Here is a 16,093-nt window from a genome sequence, read left to right on the forward strand (position 1 = left end):
TGTTGACAAATTATTAGAGATTTGATAACATATACATGTCATCTGGTGATGATGCTCTTTAGGGTAACACCCGTTTTCCATTCCGAACACGAAGGTTAAGCCTATTGAGGCCGATGGTACTGCACGGGAGACTGTGTGGGAGAGTAGGTGGTTGCCAGGTAATATGGATCTTTAGCTCAGTTGGTTAGAGCAACCGGCTCATAACCGGTAGGTCCGGGGTTCGAGTCCCTGAAGGTCCACCATTTTTGGGGGTATAGCTCAGTTGGGAGAGCACCTGCCTTGCACGCAGGGGGTCAGGAGTTCGAATCTCCTTACCTCCACCATTAAAGCTATGAACTTTGTTCATAGCTTTTTTATTTTGTAAATAAGAGTATATTTCTATCTAAGATATTGATAATAGTATATTTAGGATCAATACAATTACTATTTATAATTAAATTTCATAGTGCTTATTTAGCAAAACCTTAAGATATTGTTGTAATTTTAGAGTCATTTTTAAAAGATGACTCTAATTTTTCATATTCATTATAATATTATAAAGGTTAAAAAGCTCATAATATAGGGAAAAAATAAAAAGTTTAATACAATTAAGCATATATTTGAACAATAATTAAGTAAATATATGTAAACTGAGTTTAAAGTATTTTTACAAAAAATAATGCATAAATACTTATATTTTATAGAAAATAATCATGTTTTTATTTATAATTATTTATGAAAGTTAAATTTTGATTATTGTTATAAGTTTTATATTAAGAGAATCTAAGGGCTAGTAATAAGTTCAAAATAAAGTAATAAGATAATATTCTATAAGTAGCATTTTATTTATATATACTTTAAATTATACTTATTAAAATAATTTTTAAACTTTAGCGATTTAAAGTTATATAGTTATTTTTATTAGAGTTTCTTTAAATAATTAAAGTTCTATTTATGTTAATTTACATAGAACTTATATTACAATGAGCAAAGTAAGGGATTTAAAAATTTTAATTGGGGTTATATATACTATATAAAATTATTGAAATAGTACAAACTAATTTTTATATAGTGAAAATTAATGTTTTGGATTTATTCGCTTTTAGGAGGATTAAAAATGGGAAAACCTAAATTAAAAAAGGAAATAGGATTGTTTACTGCTACAGCTTTAGTAGTTGGTAACATGATGGGATCTGGGATATTTATGCTTCCAGCCAGTTTAGCTAGTGTATCTGGTCCTGGTTCAACTATAATGGCATGGTTATTAACGGGATTAGGTTCTTTGGTTTTGGCATTAACGTTTGCTAACTTAGGTTCAAAGATTCCAAAGACAGGAGGAACTTATGAATATTCTAGACTAGCTTACGGAAACTTTATGGGATTCATGACTGCATGGCTTTATTGGAATGGATCTTGGATTGGAAATGCTACTATTTTTATAGTTATTACTACTTATTTAGGTGAAGTTATAACAAGTTTAACTAATTCACCAATAATAGGTTTCTTATTCTGTTCGTCTATCTTATGGATTTGTACATATATAAATATAAGAGGAACAAAGTTGGCAGGTAGAGTAGCTTCAGTAATAACTGTTTTTAAAGTTTTATTATTTATATTCTTCATAGTTGTTGGATTAATTTACTTTGATCCGTCAAACCTAACACCAATGTTTCCAGAAGGAAAGGGTGTTTCAACTATTCCTGTAGCAGCATCTTTAACTTTATGGGCATTTATGGGCTTAGAAACTGCATCTGTAGCAGGAGGAGAAATAAAAGATCCTGAAAAAAATGTTAAGAGAAGTACTATATTAGGTATGTTAATTAGTACTGTTTTATATATATTAATAAGTGTCGTAGCTATGGGAGCTATGAGTCAAAGTGAATTAGCTTCAAGTACTGCTCCTATTTCTGATATAATAGTTAAAGTTTTAAATTTAAAGAGCTTAAACTTCTTAAATATAGCTATAGCTATTAGTATTTTAGGAACAGCTATGGGATGGCTATTATCAACTGCTAGAGTAGGATATGCTGCTGGAGAGGATGGAATTTTCCCTAGTGTATTTGCTAAGGTACATCCTAAGTATAATACGCCACATGTAGCCTTAATAATAGGTAGTATATTTATAAATATTATATTCCTAATGAACTTTACTAAGGGTTTAGCAGGGGCATATAGCTTTATAGTTGTATTAGCTACTTTAAGTTACTTACCAATATATGCGATTTCAACTATTGCAGAAATAATACTTATGGTTAAAGAGGATAAAAAACCTACATTTAAAAAACATTTAGGTTTAATAATAAGATGTTTAATAGGTTTTGTTTTTGCAATTTGGGCAATATATGCTTCAGGAGCTGAAATAGTAATGTATGGATTTATTTTAATATTACTAGGAGTTCCGATTTATGGATATATGAGCATAAAAAAACACTTCCGATAAATTGAATTTTGATATTTAACAAATTTGTTATGTAATATTAGTTAATTTATTATATAATAAATATAAGTTTTGAAATTGGGGTTATATTATTTATGGTACAGAAATTTGCGTGGGGAGTGTATTGGGATGGCAAAAGTAGAAGCTTTAGAAGAGGAATTAGTTGAATTAAAACTTAAAAAAAGAAATTTCATTTTAGCCAATAAAGATACAAAAGAGATTGATAATCTTATAAAAAATTTAGAAGAAGAAATTATGAGAATTAAATCAAATAATTGATATTCAGTAGCTATGAAAGAGAAATTACTCTTTCATAGCTTTTTTGTTTAATAAAAAAGAAAGTGTTCTCAAAGAAACTTTTAAAGTGAGAGTAGTAAAATTTGCTATCATAAGGCTTAATATGGATGGGGCAGGTTCTTATGTAAGAAAAATATTATTTTGTTGTATAAAATTTATTTAACGATATGAAATTTTTAAATATTGTTTTGGAAAAAAAATACATTTAATATATTAATGGGTTTATTTTTTAGAAGATTATTTTAGAATAATTTAATTAAATAATTAGGTTTGAATTTGTATAAATAATATTTTTATTTATATCTTAAGAAGGGTAAGGAGATTTGTTATGACTTTAGTAGAGGTAAAAGATGATAAATTAGAGATAAAACCTGTTAGGTTGAGAAAAGAAAAATATAAAACACAATTAAAAAATAAAATTTTTAATGAAGATGATTTATATTTATTTCATGAAGGGCGAAATTATAATGCTTATAATTTTATGGGAGCTCATTTTACTAGTGAAAATAGAAAACGAGGGGTAAGATTTACCCTTTGGGCTCCAAGGGCAAATAATATTTTTTTAGTTGGAGATTTTTCAAACTGGGAGACAAAAGAAGAAAATAAACTTGAGAGAATAAATGAAACAGGGCTTTGGAGCATTTTTATACCTAGATTAAAAGAGGGAATTAAGTATAAGTATTATATTGAACAAGAAGATGGAAAAGCAGTATTAAAGGCTGATCCTTATGGAATTTATTCAGAGGTAAGACCTAATACTGCTTCTATTTTATGCGAAAAAACTAAAATAAGATGGTCAGATAAAAAGTGGTTAAATAAAAGAGAAGAAACTAATTATTTTGAAAGTCCTATTAATATATATGAATTACACTTAGGCTCATGGAAAAGAAAAGATGAGGATGAGTTTTTATCTTATGATGAACTGAGCATAATTTTACCTAAGTATATTAAGGAAATGGGATATACTCATGTTGAATTTATGCCATTAAATGAGCATCCATTAGATGCCTCTTGGGGATATCAAGTTACAGGATATTATTCAGTAACAAGTAGATATGGAGATATTAAGGGATTAAAAAGGTTAATAAATGCCCTTCATAAAGAGGATATAGGAGTTATTTTAGATTGGGTACCAGGTCATTTTTGCAAGGATGAACAAGGATTATATATGTTTGATGGTACACCAACTTATGAATATGAGGAAAAGTGGAAAGCTGATAATAAGGGCTGGGGAACTTTTAATTTTGATTTGGGAAAACCAGAAGTAAAAAGCTTTTTAATTTCTAATGCTTTTTACTTTATAAATGAATTTCATATAGATGGATTAAGGGTTGATGCTGTTTCTAATATGCTTTACTTGAATTATGGAAGAAATCATGGAGAATGGGTTCCTAATATATATGGAGGAAATGAAAATTTAGAAGCTATTCAATTTATAAAAGAGCTTAATGAGGCTATAAAAACTTATAGCAAAGGGGTAATTACAATTGCAGAAGAATCAACATCTTGGCCTAATGTGACTAATGATACTGAATATGGTGGCTTAGGATTTGATTTTAAATGGAACATGGGATGGATGAATGACACTTTAGAATATAATGAGTTAGATCCTATATATAGAAAGTATCATCATAATAAATTAACTTTTCCTATGATGTACAATCATTCAGAAAAGTTTATATTACCTATATCTCATGATGAAGTTGTTCATGGGAAAAAATCTCTTATAGATAAAATGCAGGGAGATTATTGGAATAAGTTTGCTAATTTAAGAGCGTATATGGCATATATGTATGGTCATCCAGGGAAAAAACTTATGTTTATGGGATGTGAATTTGGACAGTTCATAGAATGGAGAGAATATGAAGAGCTTGAGTGGAAGTTAATTGATAAGTTTGATATGCATAGAAAAACTAATAATTTCTTTAAGGATTTAAATAACTTTTATAAAAATAATTCTGAGCTTTGGGAATTAGATTATGATCAAGAGGGATTTCAATGGATTGATGCTGATAATAATGAACAAAGCATATATATTTTTATAAGAAAAAGTAAAAATATAGAAAAGTATAAAATATTTGTATGCAATTTTACTCCAATGGTTTATTATGATTTTAATATAGGAGTTCCTGAAAAGGGAGTTTATAGAGAAATTTTCAATACAGATAAGAAAGAATATGGTGGCTCTGGACAAGTTATTAAAGAAAATTTATTCTCAAGAAAAGGTTGGTGCCATAATCAGCCATATACTTTAACCATAAAGGTTCCGCCAATGGCAGTTTCTGTTTTTGAAAGAATAATTGAAGAAAATAAAACAGAAGAAAAGATAGTAAAAGAAGATAAATATATTTAATAAAAGATAAAAGGGAAGATATTTTATTTGGAGGGGTTTAAATTGATAAAAGTTTTATTTGCAACATCAGAGGCAAATCCATTTATAAAAACTGGGGGACTAGGTGATGTAATGGGAGCATTACCTAAGGAGCTTAAAAGAAAGGGAATAGATGCTAGAGTAATTTTGCCTAAATATAGTGCTATAAAAGGAGAACTTTTAGATAAGCTTAGTTTTAAAAAATGGTTTATGGTTTCTGTTGGTTGGAGAAATCAATATTGTGGAGTATATCAGTGTGAATATGATGAAGTTATATATTATTTATTAGATAGTGAGTTTTATTTCCACAGAAATAGTTTATATGGTGAAGGAGATGATGGAGAGCGATTTGCCTTTTTTGATAGAGCTGTTTTAGAAACTTTAAAAGAGATTGATTGGTGTCCAGATATTATTCATTGTAATGATTGGCAAACAGGAATGATACCAGTTCTTCATAAATTAGAGTATTCTAAAGATCTATTTTATAAGGATATTAAGACTGTGACTTCAATTCATAATCTTTTATTCCAAGGTAATTTTTCAGCAGATGTTTTACCAGAGCTTTTTGGATATGATTATGAACCAGTGAGAAATGGAAGTTTAGAATTTTATGGTGGAATGAGTTTTATGAAGGGAGCTATAAATTATAGCGATAGGATTTTAACTGTAAGTGAAACTTATGCTAAGGAAATTCAAACTCCTTACTTTGGAGAGAATTTGGATGGCTCATTAAGAGAAAGAGGATATGCACTAAAAGGAATAGTAAATGGTATAGATTATGATGAATTTAATCCTAATAAGGATAGTTTAATAGCTAAAAATTTCTCAGTGGAAACTATAGAAGATAAAGTGTTAAATAAATTAGCTCTTCAAAAGGAATTAGGGTTACCTATAAATCAAGATATACCTATGATAAGCATTGTATCTAGGCTTACAAATCAAAAGGGATGCGACTTAATAGTTAATATAGCAAATAGATTACTTCAAAGAAATGTGCAATTAGTTATATTAGGAACAGGTGATTATAATTATGAAAATCATTTTAAGGGATTGCAAGAGCTTTATCCAACTAAGGTATCTGCAAATATAAAGTTTGATAATGGATTAGCTCATAGAATATATGCATCTTCAGATATTTTCTTAATGCCATCATTATTTGAGCCTTGTGGACTAGGACAACTTATAGCATTAAGATATGGAGCTATTCCAATAGTTAGAGAAACAGGTGGATTAAAGGACACAATTCATTCATATAATAAATATACTGGAATAGGAAATGGCTTTAGTTTCACAAATTATAATAATAATGATTTAATGCATGTTATTGAATTAGCTTTAGAAACATATGATGATAAAGAGGTTTGGAGATCATTGATTATACAAGCTATGGATTCTGATAATAGTTGGAATACGTCAGCAGAAAAATATAAGGAATTATATGAAGAATTAATAAAGTAGTTTTAATCAAGTTTGTAGGAGGCGAGTAGATGCTATCTATAAATAAGGAGAGTTTTAAGAGAGATTATAAAAAAAAGTTCTTAGAACTTCATGGTATAGAACTTGAAGAGGGAAAAAATTTTCATAAGTATGAAGCTCTTGGATGTTTAGTTAGAGATTATATTGCAGAAGACTGGGTAAATACTAAAAAGAAATATGAGGATTCAAAGCAGAAACAAGTTTATTATTTCTCTATGGAATTTTTGTTAGGAAGACTTTTAGGAGATGCCTTACTAAACTTAGGTATAAGAGAAACATGTAGGGAAGCTTTAAAGGAATTAAATATTGACTTAGAAGAACTAGAAGAGTTTGAAAGTGATCAAGGGTTAGGTAATGGTGGATTAGGTAGGTTAGCAGCATGCTTTCTAGATTCAATGGCTTCTTTAAGTATAGCTGGACATGGATGTGGCATAAGATATAAATATGGATTTTTCAATCAAAAAATAATTGATGGATCACAGGTAGAAACTCCAGATAGTTGGCTTAAGAACGGAAATGTATGGGAAGTTAAAAAGCCTGATAAATCAGAAATTGTTAAGTTTGGTGGAAATATTAAGTGTGAAAATATTAATGGTAGATTAACTTTTACCCATGTAAATTATGAGCCAATTTTAGCAGTTCCTTATGATACTCCTATTGTTGGATATGAAAATAATGTAGTAAATAATTTAAGGTTATGGAGTGCAGAACCAGTAGATAATGAATTCGATTTTTGTTATTTCAATAGAGGTCAATATTTAAAGGCTATAGAATACAGAAATTCTATTGAAGCCATATCACAGGTATTATATCCTGATGACTCAATGTATGAAGGGAAACTTCTTAGATTAAAACAGCAATACTTCTTTGTATCAGCAGGACTTCAGAGTATAGTTAGACATTATAAGAAAAATGGTGGAAAAATAGAAGAGTTTGATGAATATATTGCTATTCATATAAATGACACCCATCCAACCTTAGCAATACCAGAGCTTATGAGAATTTTATTAGATGAAGAGGGTCTTTCATGGGAAAGTGCCATGAGAATAACTACAAACACAATATCATATACAAATCATACTATTTTATCTGAAGCCTTAGAGAAATGGCCAATAAATATGTTTAAAGAGCTTCTTCCTAGAATATATATGATAGTTGAAGAGATGAATGAAAGATACTGTGCTGAACTTTGGCATAAGTATATTGGTCAATGGGACAAGATTTCTAAGATGGCTATAATAGGAGATGGCTTTGTTAGAATGGCTAATCTTGCAATAGTAGGCAGTCATAGTGTAAATGGTGTAGCAAAATTGCATACAGAAATACTTAAGAAAAAAGAGATGAGTGATTTTTATTATCTTTATCCAAGTAAATTTAATAATAAAACTAATGGAATAGCACATAGAAGATGGCTTCTAAAAAGTAATCCTGAACTTACTAATCTTTTAAAAGAAACAATAGGAGACAGCTTTATAAAACATCCTACAGATATGGAGAACTTTGAGAAGTATATTGATGATGAGTATGTTTTAAAAAGATTAGGAGAAATAAAAAGAAAAAATAAAGAGAATTTAGCTAAGGTAATTTTTGATAATCAGGGAATTAAAGTTGATCCAAATTCAATTTTTGATGTACAAGTTAAGAGAATACATGCATATAAGCGTCAGACTTTAAATTGTTTGAGAATCATGGAGCTTTATAATAGATTGTTAGAAAATCCAAATTTAGATATAGCCCAAAGAACCTTTATATTTGCAGGTAAAGCTGCCCCTGCATACTATTTAGCTAAGAATACTATTGAATTAATAAATGCTGTTGCAAAGAAAGTAAATAATGATAAAAGAATTAATGATAAAATCAAAGTGGTTTTCTTAGAAAATTATAGAGTTTCTCTTGCAGAAAGGATAATTCCAGCTACAGACTTAAGTGAACAAATCTCAACTACAACTAAGGAAGCTTCAGGTACTTCTAATATGAAGTTTATGATGAATGGTGCTATTACTATAGCTACCTTAGATGGAGCTAATATAGAAATAAGGGATGAAGTTGGAGATGACAATATTGTTATTTTTGGATTAACAGAAAATGAAGTTCTCGATTATTACTCAAGAGGTGGATATTCAGCTTGGGATGTAAGAAATAATGATAATAGACTAATTAAAGTTACAGATGATTTAATAAATGGAGTTTACTCTAAGGATAGAGACAAGTTTAGAAGTGTATATGATAATTTATTAACCTATAATGATGAATTTTTTGTACTAAAGGATTTTGATTCATATTTGAAAGCTCAAGATAAGGTAGATTTGCTTTATAGAAATAATAAAGAGTGGCAAAGAAAATGTGGAGTAAATATAGCACATTCAGGTATATTTTCTTCAGATAGAACCATAGCTGAGTATGCTACAGGAATATGGGGTTCAAAAGTTATATACAAAAACCTATAGAAATTTATAACAAAGTATAATCCATAAAGCACTTATATTAATACTATATATTAATATAAGTGCTTTGTTTTATTAAGTAAGAAAGGGGTATTGCCATGGGAAAAGCTTATATTTATCATGATTCTCAAGATACCTTTTATAGGGAACCTTTTGGAGCTGTTTCTGTAGGTTCTAAGGTAAGTTTAAGATTAGAATGCAAAGAGTGTGGAGAAGTTTTTATAGAGGTAATAAAGTTTGATGGAAGTAGATATTCAATACCTATGACAATTGAAGAGCGAAGAAATGAATGCATAATTTATAAAGGAATTATAGACACTACAAACTCCTTAGGAGTAATAAATTATTACTTTAAATACATTAAGGACGGATTTACTAAGTATTATGGAAATAATGATGAATGTTTAGGAGGAGAGGGAAAGATATATTATGATTTTCCTAATTATTATCAAATAACAGTTTATGAAGATAATAAAATTCCTAGTTGGTATAAGGAAGGTATTATTTATCAAATATTTGTGGATAGATTTTTTAATGGGAATAAGGATAGTGTGATATTTAATAAAAAGAAAAATAGCTTTATATATGGTAATTGGTATGATGAGCCAATGTATATAAGAGATAATAATGGAAGTATTAAACGGTGGGATTTTTATGGAGGTAATTTAAGGGGAGTAATTGAAAAATTAGATTATATAAAATCTTTAGGTGTAAATATTATATACATGAATCCAATCTTTGATGCTGTGAGTTGTCATAAATATGATACTGGAGATTATGAAAATATTGATAAGATGTATGGAACTAACAGTGATTTTAAGGAATTGTGCCAAAAAGCTGAGGAAAAAGGTATAAGGATAATATTAGATGGAGTTTTTAGTCATACAGGATCAGATAGTAGGTACTTTAATAAATACGGAAACTATGGAGAGCTTGGAGCCTATGAATCTAAATACTCTAAATATTATAAGTGGTATAGGTTTTATGATTATCCTAATAGTTATGAATGTTGGTGGGGTTTTGAAAATCAGCCTAATGTAGAGGAATTAGAAAAGACATATTCAGATTATATAGTTAATAGTGAAAATTCAATAATAGCAAAGTGGCTTAGATTAGGAGCAAGCGGATGGAGGCTAGATGTAGCAGATGAACTACCAGATGAATTCATACAAATGATTAAGGAAAGGATGAAAAATGAGAAAGAAGATAGTGTGCTTATAGGAGAGGTTTGGGAAGACGCTTCAAATAAGGTTAGCTATTCAAAAAGAAGAAAATATTTATTAGGAAATGAATTAGATTCTGTAACAAATTATCCTTATAGAGATATAATTTCTAATTTTTTAAATGAAGAAATAAGTTCAAAGGATTTTTATAAAGTGATAATGAGCATAAAAGAAAATTATCCAAGAAAAAATTTTTATGCAAATATGAATCTTCTAGGTAACCATGATACAGAAAGAATACTTACAGCATTAAAAGAAAATTTAAATAAGTTAAAATTAGCTCTATGCCTTCAAATGACCTTACCTGGAGTTCCCCTAATTTATTATGGAGATGAGGCAGGACTTTTAGGAAATAATGATCCTGAAAATAGAAAGACCTATCCTTGGGGACGAGAAAATAAGGAAATATTAAGTTATTATAGCTTTTTCGGAAACTTTAGAAAGAATGAAGAGGTTTTAAGAAAGGGAGATTTTTATATTTTTAAGGATACACCTGAGGATATCATTGCTTTTAAGAGAGTTTATAAAGAGAAAGAAATGATAATTATAGTAAATAGGAGTAATTCTAGAAAAACCATAACCTTAGATAGCGAGAAAGGAAGATATAAAGATAAATTTTCTAAGGAAGAATTTTATGGTGATGGTAGCATTACTTTAGAAGTAGAAAGAGAAAATTATAAAATTTTAACTAATTAGAGGTATTTTCTAAGTGAAAAAATCATATTAATCCAATATATGGAGGTGGATAATATGATAAGAACAATAGTATGCCAAAGAGAAGGATGCAATGGAAATGCTTTTTATATAAATAGTCATGATGGTGAAATGAGTGTTGTATGTAAGGAGTGTAATAGTGAGTATAAATATGAAACTGAGAATAATTCACTTTTGATGTTATCTACTTGCTCAAACTGTAATAATGATACTTTTAAGGTCTTTAAAGATACTGAGAGCAATAATATATATGCAAAATGTATTGTTTGTGGTAATCCACCAGAAAATATTTTTATTGATGCTGATGGAAATCAGGTATCTTATGAATCTAAAATTTTAAATGACATAAAGGACATGGTTTATAGAGTTGAGCAAAGAATAAGCAATCTTGAGAGAGAGGTTGAGAGTTTAGGAAGTGGTCAAGTATTGATAGAGCAATCTATGGCATATATAAATCAATTTTTATCAGAAAATAAATAAGGTCTTAAATCAATTTGGGTACTAGAAAGGTTTCTAGTACTCTTTGTTATTAAAAAAAATAATAAAATTTAAGGCTATTTAAGAATATTGTTTTAAAATATTTAATTAATTTAAAATAATTATTTTTTAAGATTAAATTTATTATAAATTAATTTTAATAACTATTAAATTTAAAGTTAAATTATGTTATAATTTCAATATCCATTTAATGGGATATAAGGGGTAAATTGGAGGGGAGACTTGTGTCAAAAAAAGAGATAGTTGCAATGATATTAGCTGGAGGTCAAGGATCGAGATTAGGAGTGTTAACTAAGAATTTGGCTAAGCCAGCAGTTCCTTTTGGGGGAAAGTATAGAATAATAGATTTTCCTTTAAGTAACTGTTCTAATTCAGGTATATATACTGTTGGTGTTTTAACACAGTATAAGCCTTTAAAATTAAATGAACATATTGGTATTGGTGATACATGGGATTTAGATAGAAGAGATGGAGGGGTAAGTATATTGCCTCCATATCAAAAAGAAAAAGGTGGAGATTGGTATAAGGGTACTGCCAATGCAATCTATCAGAATATTGAATTCATAGAAAGATATGATCCAGAATATGTTCTTATTTTATCAGGAGATCATATTTATAAAATGGATTATGATAAAATGCTAGAAATGCATAAACAGAAAGAAGCTGATGCTACTATAGCAGTAATAAATGTTCCTATGCATGAGGCAAGTAGATTTGGAATAATGAATACAAATGAAGATTTATCAATATATGAATTTGAGGAAAAGCCAGAGCATCCAAAGAGTACAAATGCTTCAATGGGAATATATATTTTTAATTGGAAAGTTTTAAAGAAATTTTTAGAAGAAGATGAATTAGATCCAAATTCAAGTAATGATTTTGGAAAAAATATAATTCCTAAAATGCTGAATGCAGGTAAAAGGCTTATAGCTTATCCATTTAAGGGTTATTGGAAAGATGTTGGAACTATAGAAAGTTTATGGGAAGCTAATATGGATTTATTAAAGCATGAGGATGAATTAAGTCTTTATGATAGTGAATGGAGAATTTATTCAGCTAATCCTGTTAGACCTGCTCAATTTATTGGAAAAGATGCAGAAATAAAGTCTTCCTTAACTGTTGAAGGATGTATAGTACATGGTAAGGTTGAAAACTCAGTTTTATTCCAAGGGGTTTATGTAGGAAAGGGAGCTATAATTAAAGATGCAGTAATAATGCCAAATACAAGAATTGAGGATGAAGTTGTAATAGAAAAAGCGATTATAGGTAGTGAAGCTATTGTTGGTAAAGGATGCAAAATAGGCGATGGAAATAAAATTTCAGTTATAGCATCTAAAGAGGTTGTAGTAGGCAATAAAGAAATAATAGAAGAATGTGCTATGGTGAAGTAAGAAGAGGTATATGAGAGGGGTAATAGTTCATGAATAATTGCATAGGTATAATAAATTTAGATGAGAATGAAAGCAGAATTGGAGAATTAGCAAAAAATAGGCCTTTAGCAGCAGTACCTATAGCGGGAAGATATAGAATAATTGATTTTATACTTTCTAATATGACTAATGCAGGAATAGAATCTTTAGGTATTTTAAGCAAAAATAAATCTCGTTCATTAGTAGATCACTTAACTAATGGAAGACCATGGGATTTACACAGAAAAAGAGATGGATTAAGAGTATTTAACTTTGGTGAAAGAGATCCTTATTATGACGATATAACTAATCTTTATGAGAATTTAGATTTTTTAACTAAAAGTAGAAGAGAATATGTTATCATGTCACCATCATATATGATTTGTAATATAGATTTAAAAGAAGCTTTAGAATATCACAAGAAAAATGACAATGATATTACAGTAATATATAAAAAAGTTAAAGATGCGGATTCTAATTTTATTGATTGTGATGTTTTAAATTTTGATGAAAGTGGTTTTATAAAAAGTATAGGAAAAAACTTAGGTAGAGAAGAAGAAAGTAATATAAGCATGGAAATGTATATATTAAGAACAGATCTTCTTATAGAAATAATATATGAATGTATAAGAAGAGGTTCACATAGAAAATTCAAGAGTTATTTAAGTGAATTCTTAGATGAAATGAAGGTTAGTGGATTTGAATTTAAAGGTTATTTAAGCTGTGTTAATTCACTAAAATCTTATTATAAGGCTAATATGGATTTATTAGAAGAGAAGGTTTATAAGGAATTATTTATAGATAATAATCCTATATATACTAAATCTAGAGATGAAGGACCAACCCATTATACTAAAAATAGTGAAGTAACTAATTCGATAATAGCAAATGGTTCTTATATTGAAGGGAAAGTTGAAAACAGTATAATTGGAAGAAGGGTTTATGTAGGACCAGAGGCGGTTATTAAAAATTGTATTATAATGCAAGAAACTGTTATAGGTGAAAATGCCCATTTAGATAAAATAATAACAGATAAGGCAGCAGTAATAAGAGATGATGAGAAAATAGTAGGTCTTGAATACTGTCCTATGGTTTTAAGCAAACCTAATGTAATATAAACTTGAAATAAATCATAGCATCCTTTAAATTTAATTTATACAAAAGGAGAAGAGGAGATGCTATGGAGAATAAAAGAAAAAGAATAATTGCATGGAGTTTAATGATATTATGGATGGCTTTTATATTTTTTATGTCTAGTCAGCCAGGAGAGGTTTCTTCTAAGCAAAGTAATTTTGTAGTTGTTCTACTTGATATGTTTGGAATGAACTTAAATAGTCGTTTCGGTGAATTATTAACTTATATTATAAGAAAGGGAGCACACTTTACTGAATATATGATACTTTATTTCTTAGCTTTTAATCTTTTAAGATTATATATAACTAGAAAGAAGGCATATATATATTCCTTAATTATAGTATTTGGATATGCTTGTAGCGATGAATTCCATCAATTATTTGTAGAAGGAAGAAGTGGACAGTTTAAAGATGTTCTTATAGATACATCAGGAGGAATTTTTGGAAGTTTATTAGCTATTTTAAAAAATAAAATTTTCTCTAATAAAGCTTAAAATGGAAAAAATAAAATATATGTATTTTAAATGCAAAAATGGCCTATATTAAAATAACTTTTAACAAAACTTACAAACAGTATGAAGAGAAAACTTGTAATTCTCTGAATATGTTTGTAAGTTTTATTATTCTAATACAGCGCCTTTTTCTAATTAATAATTTTTTATAATAATGCTGAGAAAATTCTAGTAACTCCCTCTATAAACTTGTCAAACTTAGTTGATTTTTCATATTCTTCAATTTTAAAATGTCTAGATTTAAGTAAATCTTCAAAAAACAGAGCATCTAACTTACATGTTATGTCCTTATCATATATAACAGTATTTATTTCATAATTAAGTTCAAAACTACGTATATCCATATTAGCTGTTCCTAAAGTGCATATTTTTCCATCTATTGTCATTGTTTTAGAATGTATAAAAGAACTTTTATCATAAAAATAAACTTCAATTCCACAATCCATAAGTTCAGCTAAATAACTTTTAGATGCCTTATTTACCATAAAGTGATCTGATTTTTCAGGAAAAATAATCTTTACGTCAACTCCACTTAAAGAAGCTATTCTAAGAGCTTCTATTATGCTTGATGGAGGTACAAAATAAGGAGTAGTTATATAAATATTTTCCCTTGCAGTCATAATCATTTTTAAAATGCTCTGCATTATTGCAGGAAATGTTGAATCAGGTCCGCTTTTAACTAACTGCATTAAAACTCTTTCCTTAGCAACTATATTTTCAGGAAAATATTTATCAAATTCTTTATCATAAAAAGTATAACTATTATTAGCTTTTTCTATGGTTATGAAGTCATCTAGGAAAACTGCTTGCAGTGCTAAAACAAAATCACCTTTAATCATTAGGTGGGTATCTCTCCAATAACCAAACTTTTTGTTTCTCCCTAAATATTCATCTCCTATATTAATACCACCTAAAAAACCTACTTGCCCGTCTATAACAACTATTTTTCTATGATTTCTATAGTTAATTTGAGTATTTATTACTTTAAGAAGGGGTGCTAAGAAGTAAGAGTACATAACAACTGAGACCCCTGCTTTTTTTAAATCTTTAATGTAGCTTCTTTTTAAGCTGCTTGAACCAACTTTATCAATAATAAATCTAACCTTAACTCCTTCTAGAGCTTTCTTTATCAATATATCTTTAATTTCATTGCCTATTTCATCACTATTTACTATATAGTACTCAAGATGAATATGATGCTTAGCCTTAAGAAGTTCCTCTTTTAAATCTTTAAACTTTTCAACACCATCCTTATATATCTTTATATCATTATTAACAAAGATAGGAGAATCACTGTTAAAAGCTAAAAGCTCCATTAAAGGGACATATTGTTTTTCAGGATATTCATCTAAAATAGGACTTATTAAGTCATTAATTTTAGGATTGATTCTATCATTAAGTTTATTTCTTTTCCAATTACGTCCTAAGAATATATAAAGTATTAATCCTATAGGAGGCAATAGGGTTAGTATTAGTAACCATGCTATTGTTTTTTCTGGTTGTTTTCTTTCTAGTACCACAATTATGACAGACAAGATTACATTAATTATAAATGCCAAGTATAAAAATGTTGTTGTATAGTTTATAATAATCCCTCCCT

General features: G+C 28.4%; 11 protein-coding genes, 2 tRNA genes and 1 rRNA gene. 13 read left to right on the top strand and 1 reads right to left on the bottom strand.

The window, feature by feature from the left end; genetic code table 11:
* The first annotated feature begins 41 nt into the window (after positions 1 to 41).
* The 13 genes from rrf (at position 42) to GOM42_RS00555 (ending at position 14,475) form a co-directional block, all read left to right on the top strand.
* Positions 42 to 160 (top strand): 5S ribosomal RNA (gene rrf, locus GOM42_RS00495).
* A 5-nt stretch (positions 161 to 165) separates the two neighbouring features.
* Positions 166 to 242 (top strand) — tRNA-Ile (locus GOM42_RS00500).
* Positions 243 to 247: 5 nt separating this feature from the next.
* A tRNA-Ala gene (locus tag GOM42_RS00505) sits at positions 248 to 323 on the top strand.
* 773 nt (positions 324 to 1,096) lie between these two features.
* Positions 1,097 to 2,419, top strand: a complete 1,323-nt coding sequence (locus GOM42_RS00510) for an amino acid permease (RefSeq protein ID WP_110077577.1) — start codon at positions 1,097 to 1,099, stop codon at positions 2,417 to 2,419.
* A gap of 126 nt (positions 2,420 to 2,545) precedes the next feature.
* A complete protein-coding gene (locus GOM42_RS00515) occupies positions 2,546 to 2,695 on the top strand; it encodes a hypothetical protein (protein ID WP_003454132.1) in 150 nt (49 codons plus the stop codon).
* Between the two features lie 346 nt (positions 2,696 to 3,041).
* Positions 3,042 to 5,066, top strand: a complete 2,025-nt coding sequence (gene glgB, locus GOM42_RS00520; RefSeq protein WP_110077576.1) for a 1,4-alpha-glucan branching protein GlgB — start codon at positions 3,042 to 3,044, stop codon at positions 5,064 to 5,066.
* Positions 5,067 to 5,111: 45 nt separating this feature from the next.
* Entirely contained in the window at positions 5,112 to 6,542 is a 1,431-nt protein-coding gene (gene glgA, locus GOM42_RS00525; RefSeq protein ID WP_042268374.1) for a glycogen synthase GlgA, read from the top strand.
* Positions 6,543 to 6,571: 29 nt separating this feature from the next.
* Complete coding sequence (locus tag GOM42_RS00530) at positions 6,572 to 9,007, top strand: glycogen/starch/alpha-glucan phosphorylase (protein WP_110077575.1); 2,436 nt, start codon at positions 6,572 to 6,574, stop codon at positions 9,005 to 9,007.
* Between the two features lie 95 nt (positions 9,008 to 9,102).
* The gene (locus GOM42_RS00535) at positions 9,103 to 10,923 is read left to right on the top strand and encodes a glycoside hydrolase family 13 protein (RefSeq protein WP_110077574.1); all 1,821 of its coding nucleotides are present in this window, start codon (positions 9,103 to 9,105) and stop codon (positions 10,921 to 10,923) included.
* Between the two features lie 54 nt (positions 10,924 to 10,977).
* Complete coding sequence (locus GOM42_RS00540) at positions 10,978 to 11,421, top strand: hypothetical protein (protein WP_003454134.1); 444 nt, start codon at positions 10,978 to 10,980, stop codon at positions 11,419 to 11,421.
* 242 nt (positions 11,422 to 11,663) lie between these two features.
* Positions 11,664 to 12,830 carry a glucose-1-phosphate adenylyltransferase gene (locus GOM42_RS00545; protein WP_042266809.1) on the top strand — a complete coding sequence of 389 codons (1,167 nt, stop codon included), beginning with the start codon at positions 11,664 to 11,666 and terminating at the stop codon, positions 12,828 to 12,830.
* A gap of 29 nt (positions 12,831 to 12,859) precedes the next feature.
* Positions 12,860 to 13,966 carry a glucose-1-phosphate adenylyltransferase subunit GlgD gene (glgD, locus tag GOM42_RS00550; RefSeq protein ID WP_003479753.1) on the top strand — a complete coding sequence of 369 codons (1,107 nt, stop codon included), beginning with the start codon at positions 12,860 to 12,862 and terminating at the stop codon, positions 13,964 to 13,966.
* 62 nt (positions 13,967 to 14,028) lie between these two features.
* Positions 14,029 to 14,475: a VanZ family protein gene (locus GOM42_RS00555; RefSeq protein WP_110077573.1), complete on the top strand. Its 447-nt coding sequence runs from the start codon at positions 14,029 to 14,031 to the stop codon at positions 14,473 to 14,475.
* Positions 14,476 to 14,639: 164 nt separating this feature from the next.
* On the opposite strand, the gene cls is transcribed toward GOM42_RS00555, so the two are convergent.
* A complete protein-coding gene (gene cls / locus GOM42_RS00560) occupies positions 14,640 to 16,082 on the bottom strand; it encodes a cardiolipin synthase (RefSeq protein ID WP_224378042.1) in 1,443 nt (480 codons plus the stop codon).
* Between the last annotated feature and the right edge of the window lie 11 nt (positions 16,083 to 16,093).

The organism is Clostridium sp. 16K-1-R1 (genome assembly GCF_023921145.1).
GTDB classification, from domain to species: domain Bacteria; phylum Bacillota; class Clostridia; order Clostridiales; family Clostridiaceae; genus Sarcina; species Sarcina perfringens.

What these genes read in the sequence shown, in the direction of transcription:
- GOM42_RS00510 (WP_110077577.1), top strand. Translation starts at nt 1,097, where the DNA reads ATGGGAAAACCTAAATTAAAAAAGGAAATAGGATTGTTTACTGCTACA.
- GOM42_RS00515 (WP_003454132.1), top strand. Translation starts at nt 2,546, where the DNA reads ATGGCAAAAGTAGAAGCTTTAGAAGAGGAATTAGTTGAATTAAAACTT.
- glgB (WP_110077576.1), top strand. Translation starts at nt 3,042, where the DNA reads ATGACTTTAGTAGAGGTAAAAGATGATAAATTAGAGATAAAACCTGTT.
- GOM42_RS00530 (WP_110077575.1), top strand. Translation starts at nt 6,572, where the DNA reads ATGCTATCTATAAATAAGGAGAGTTTTAAGAGAGATTATAAAAAAAAG.
- GOM42_RS00535 (WP_110077574.1), top strand. Translation starts at nt 9,103, where the DNA reads ATGGGAAAAGCTTATATTTATCATGATTCTCAAGATACCTTTTATAGG.
- GOM42_RS00540 (WP_003454134.1), top strand. Translation starts at nt 10,978, where the DNA reads ATGATAAGAACAATAGTATGCCAAAGAGAAGGATGCAATGGAAATGCT.
- glgD (WP_003479753.1), top strand. Translation starts at nt 12,860, where the DNA reads ATGAATAATTGCATAGGTATAATAAATTTAGATGAGAATGAAAGCAGA.
- GOM42_RS00555 (WP_110077573.1), top strand. Translation starts at nt 14,029, where the DNA reads ATGGAGAATAAAAGAAAAAGAATAATTGCATGGAGTTTAATGATATTA.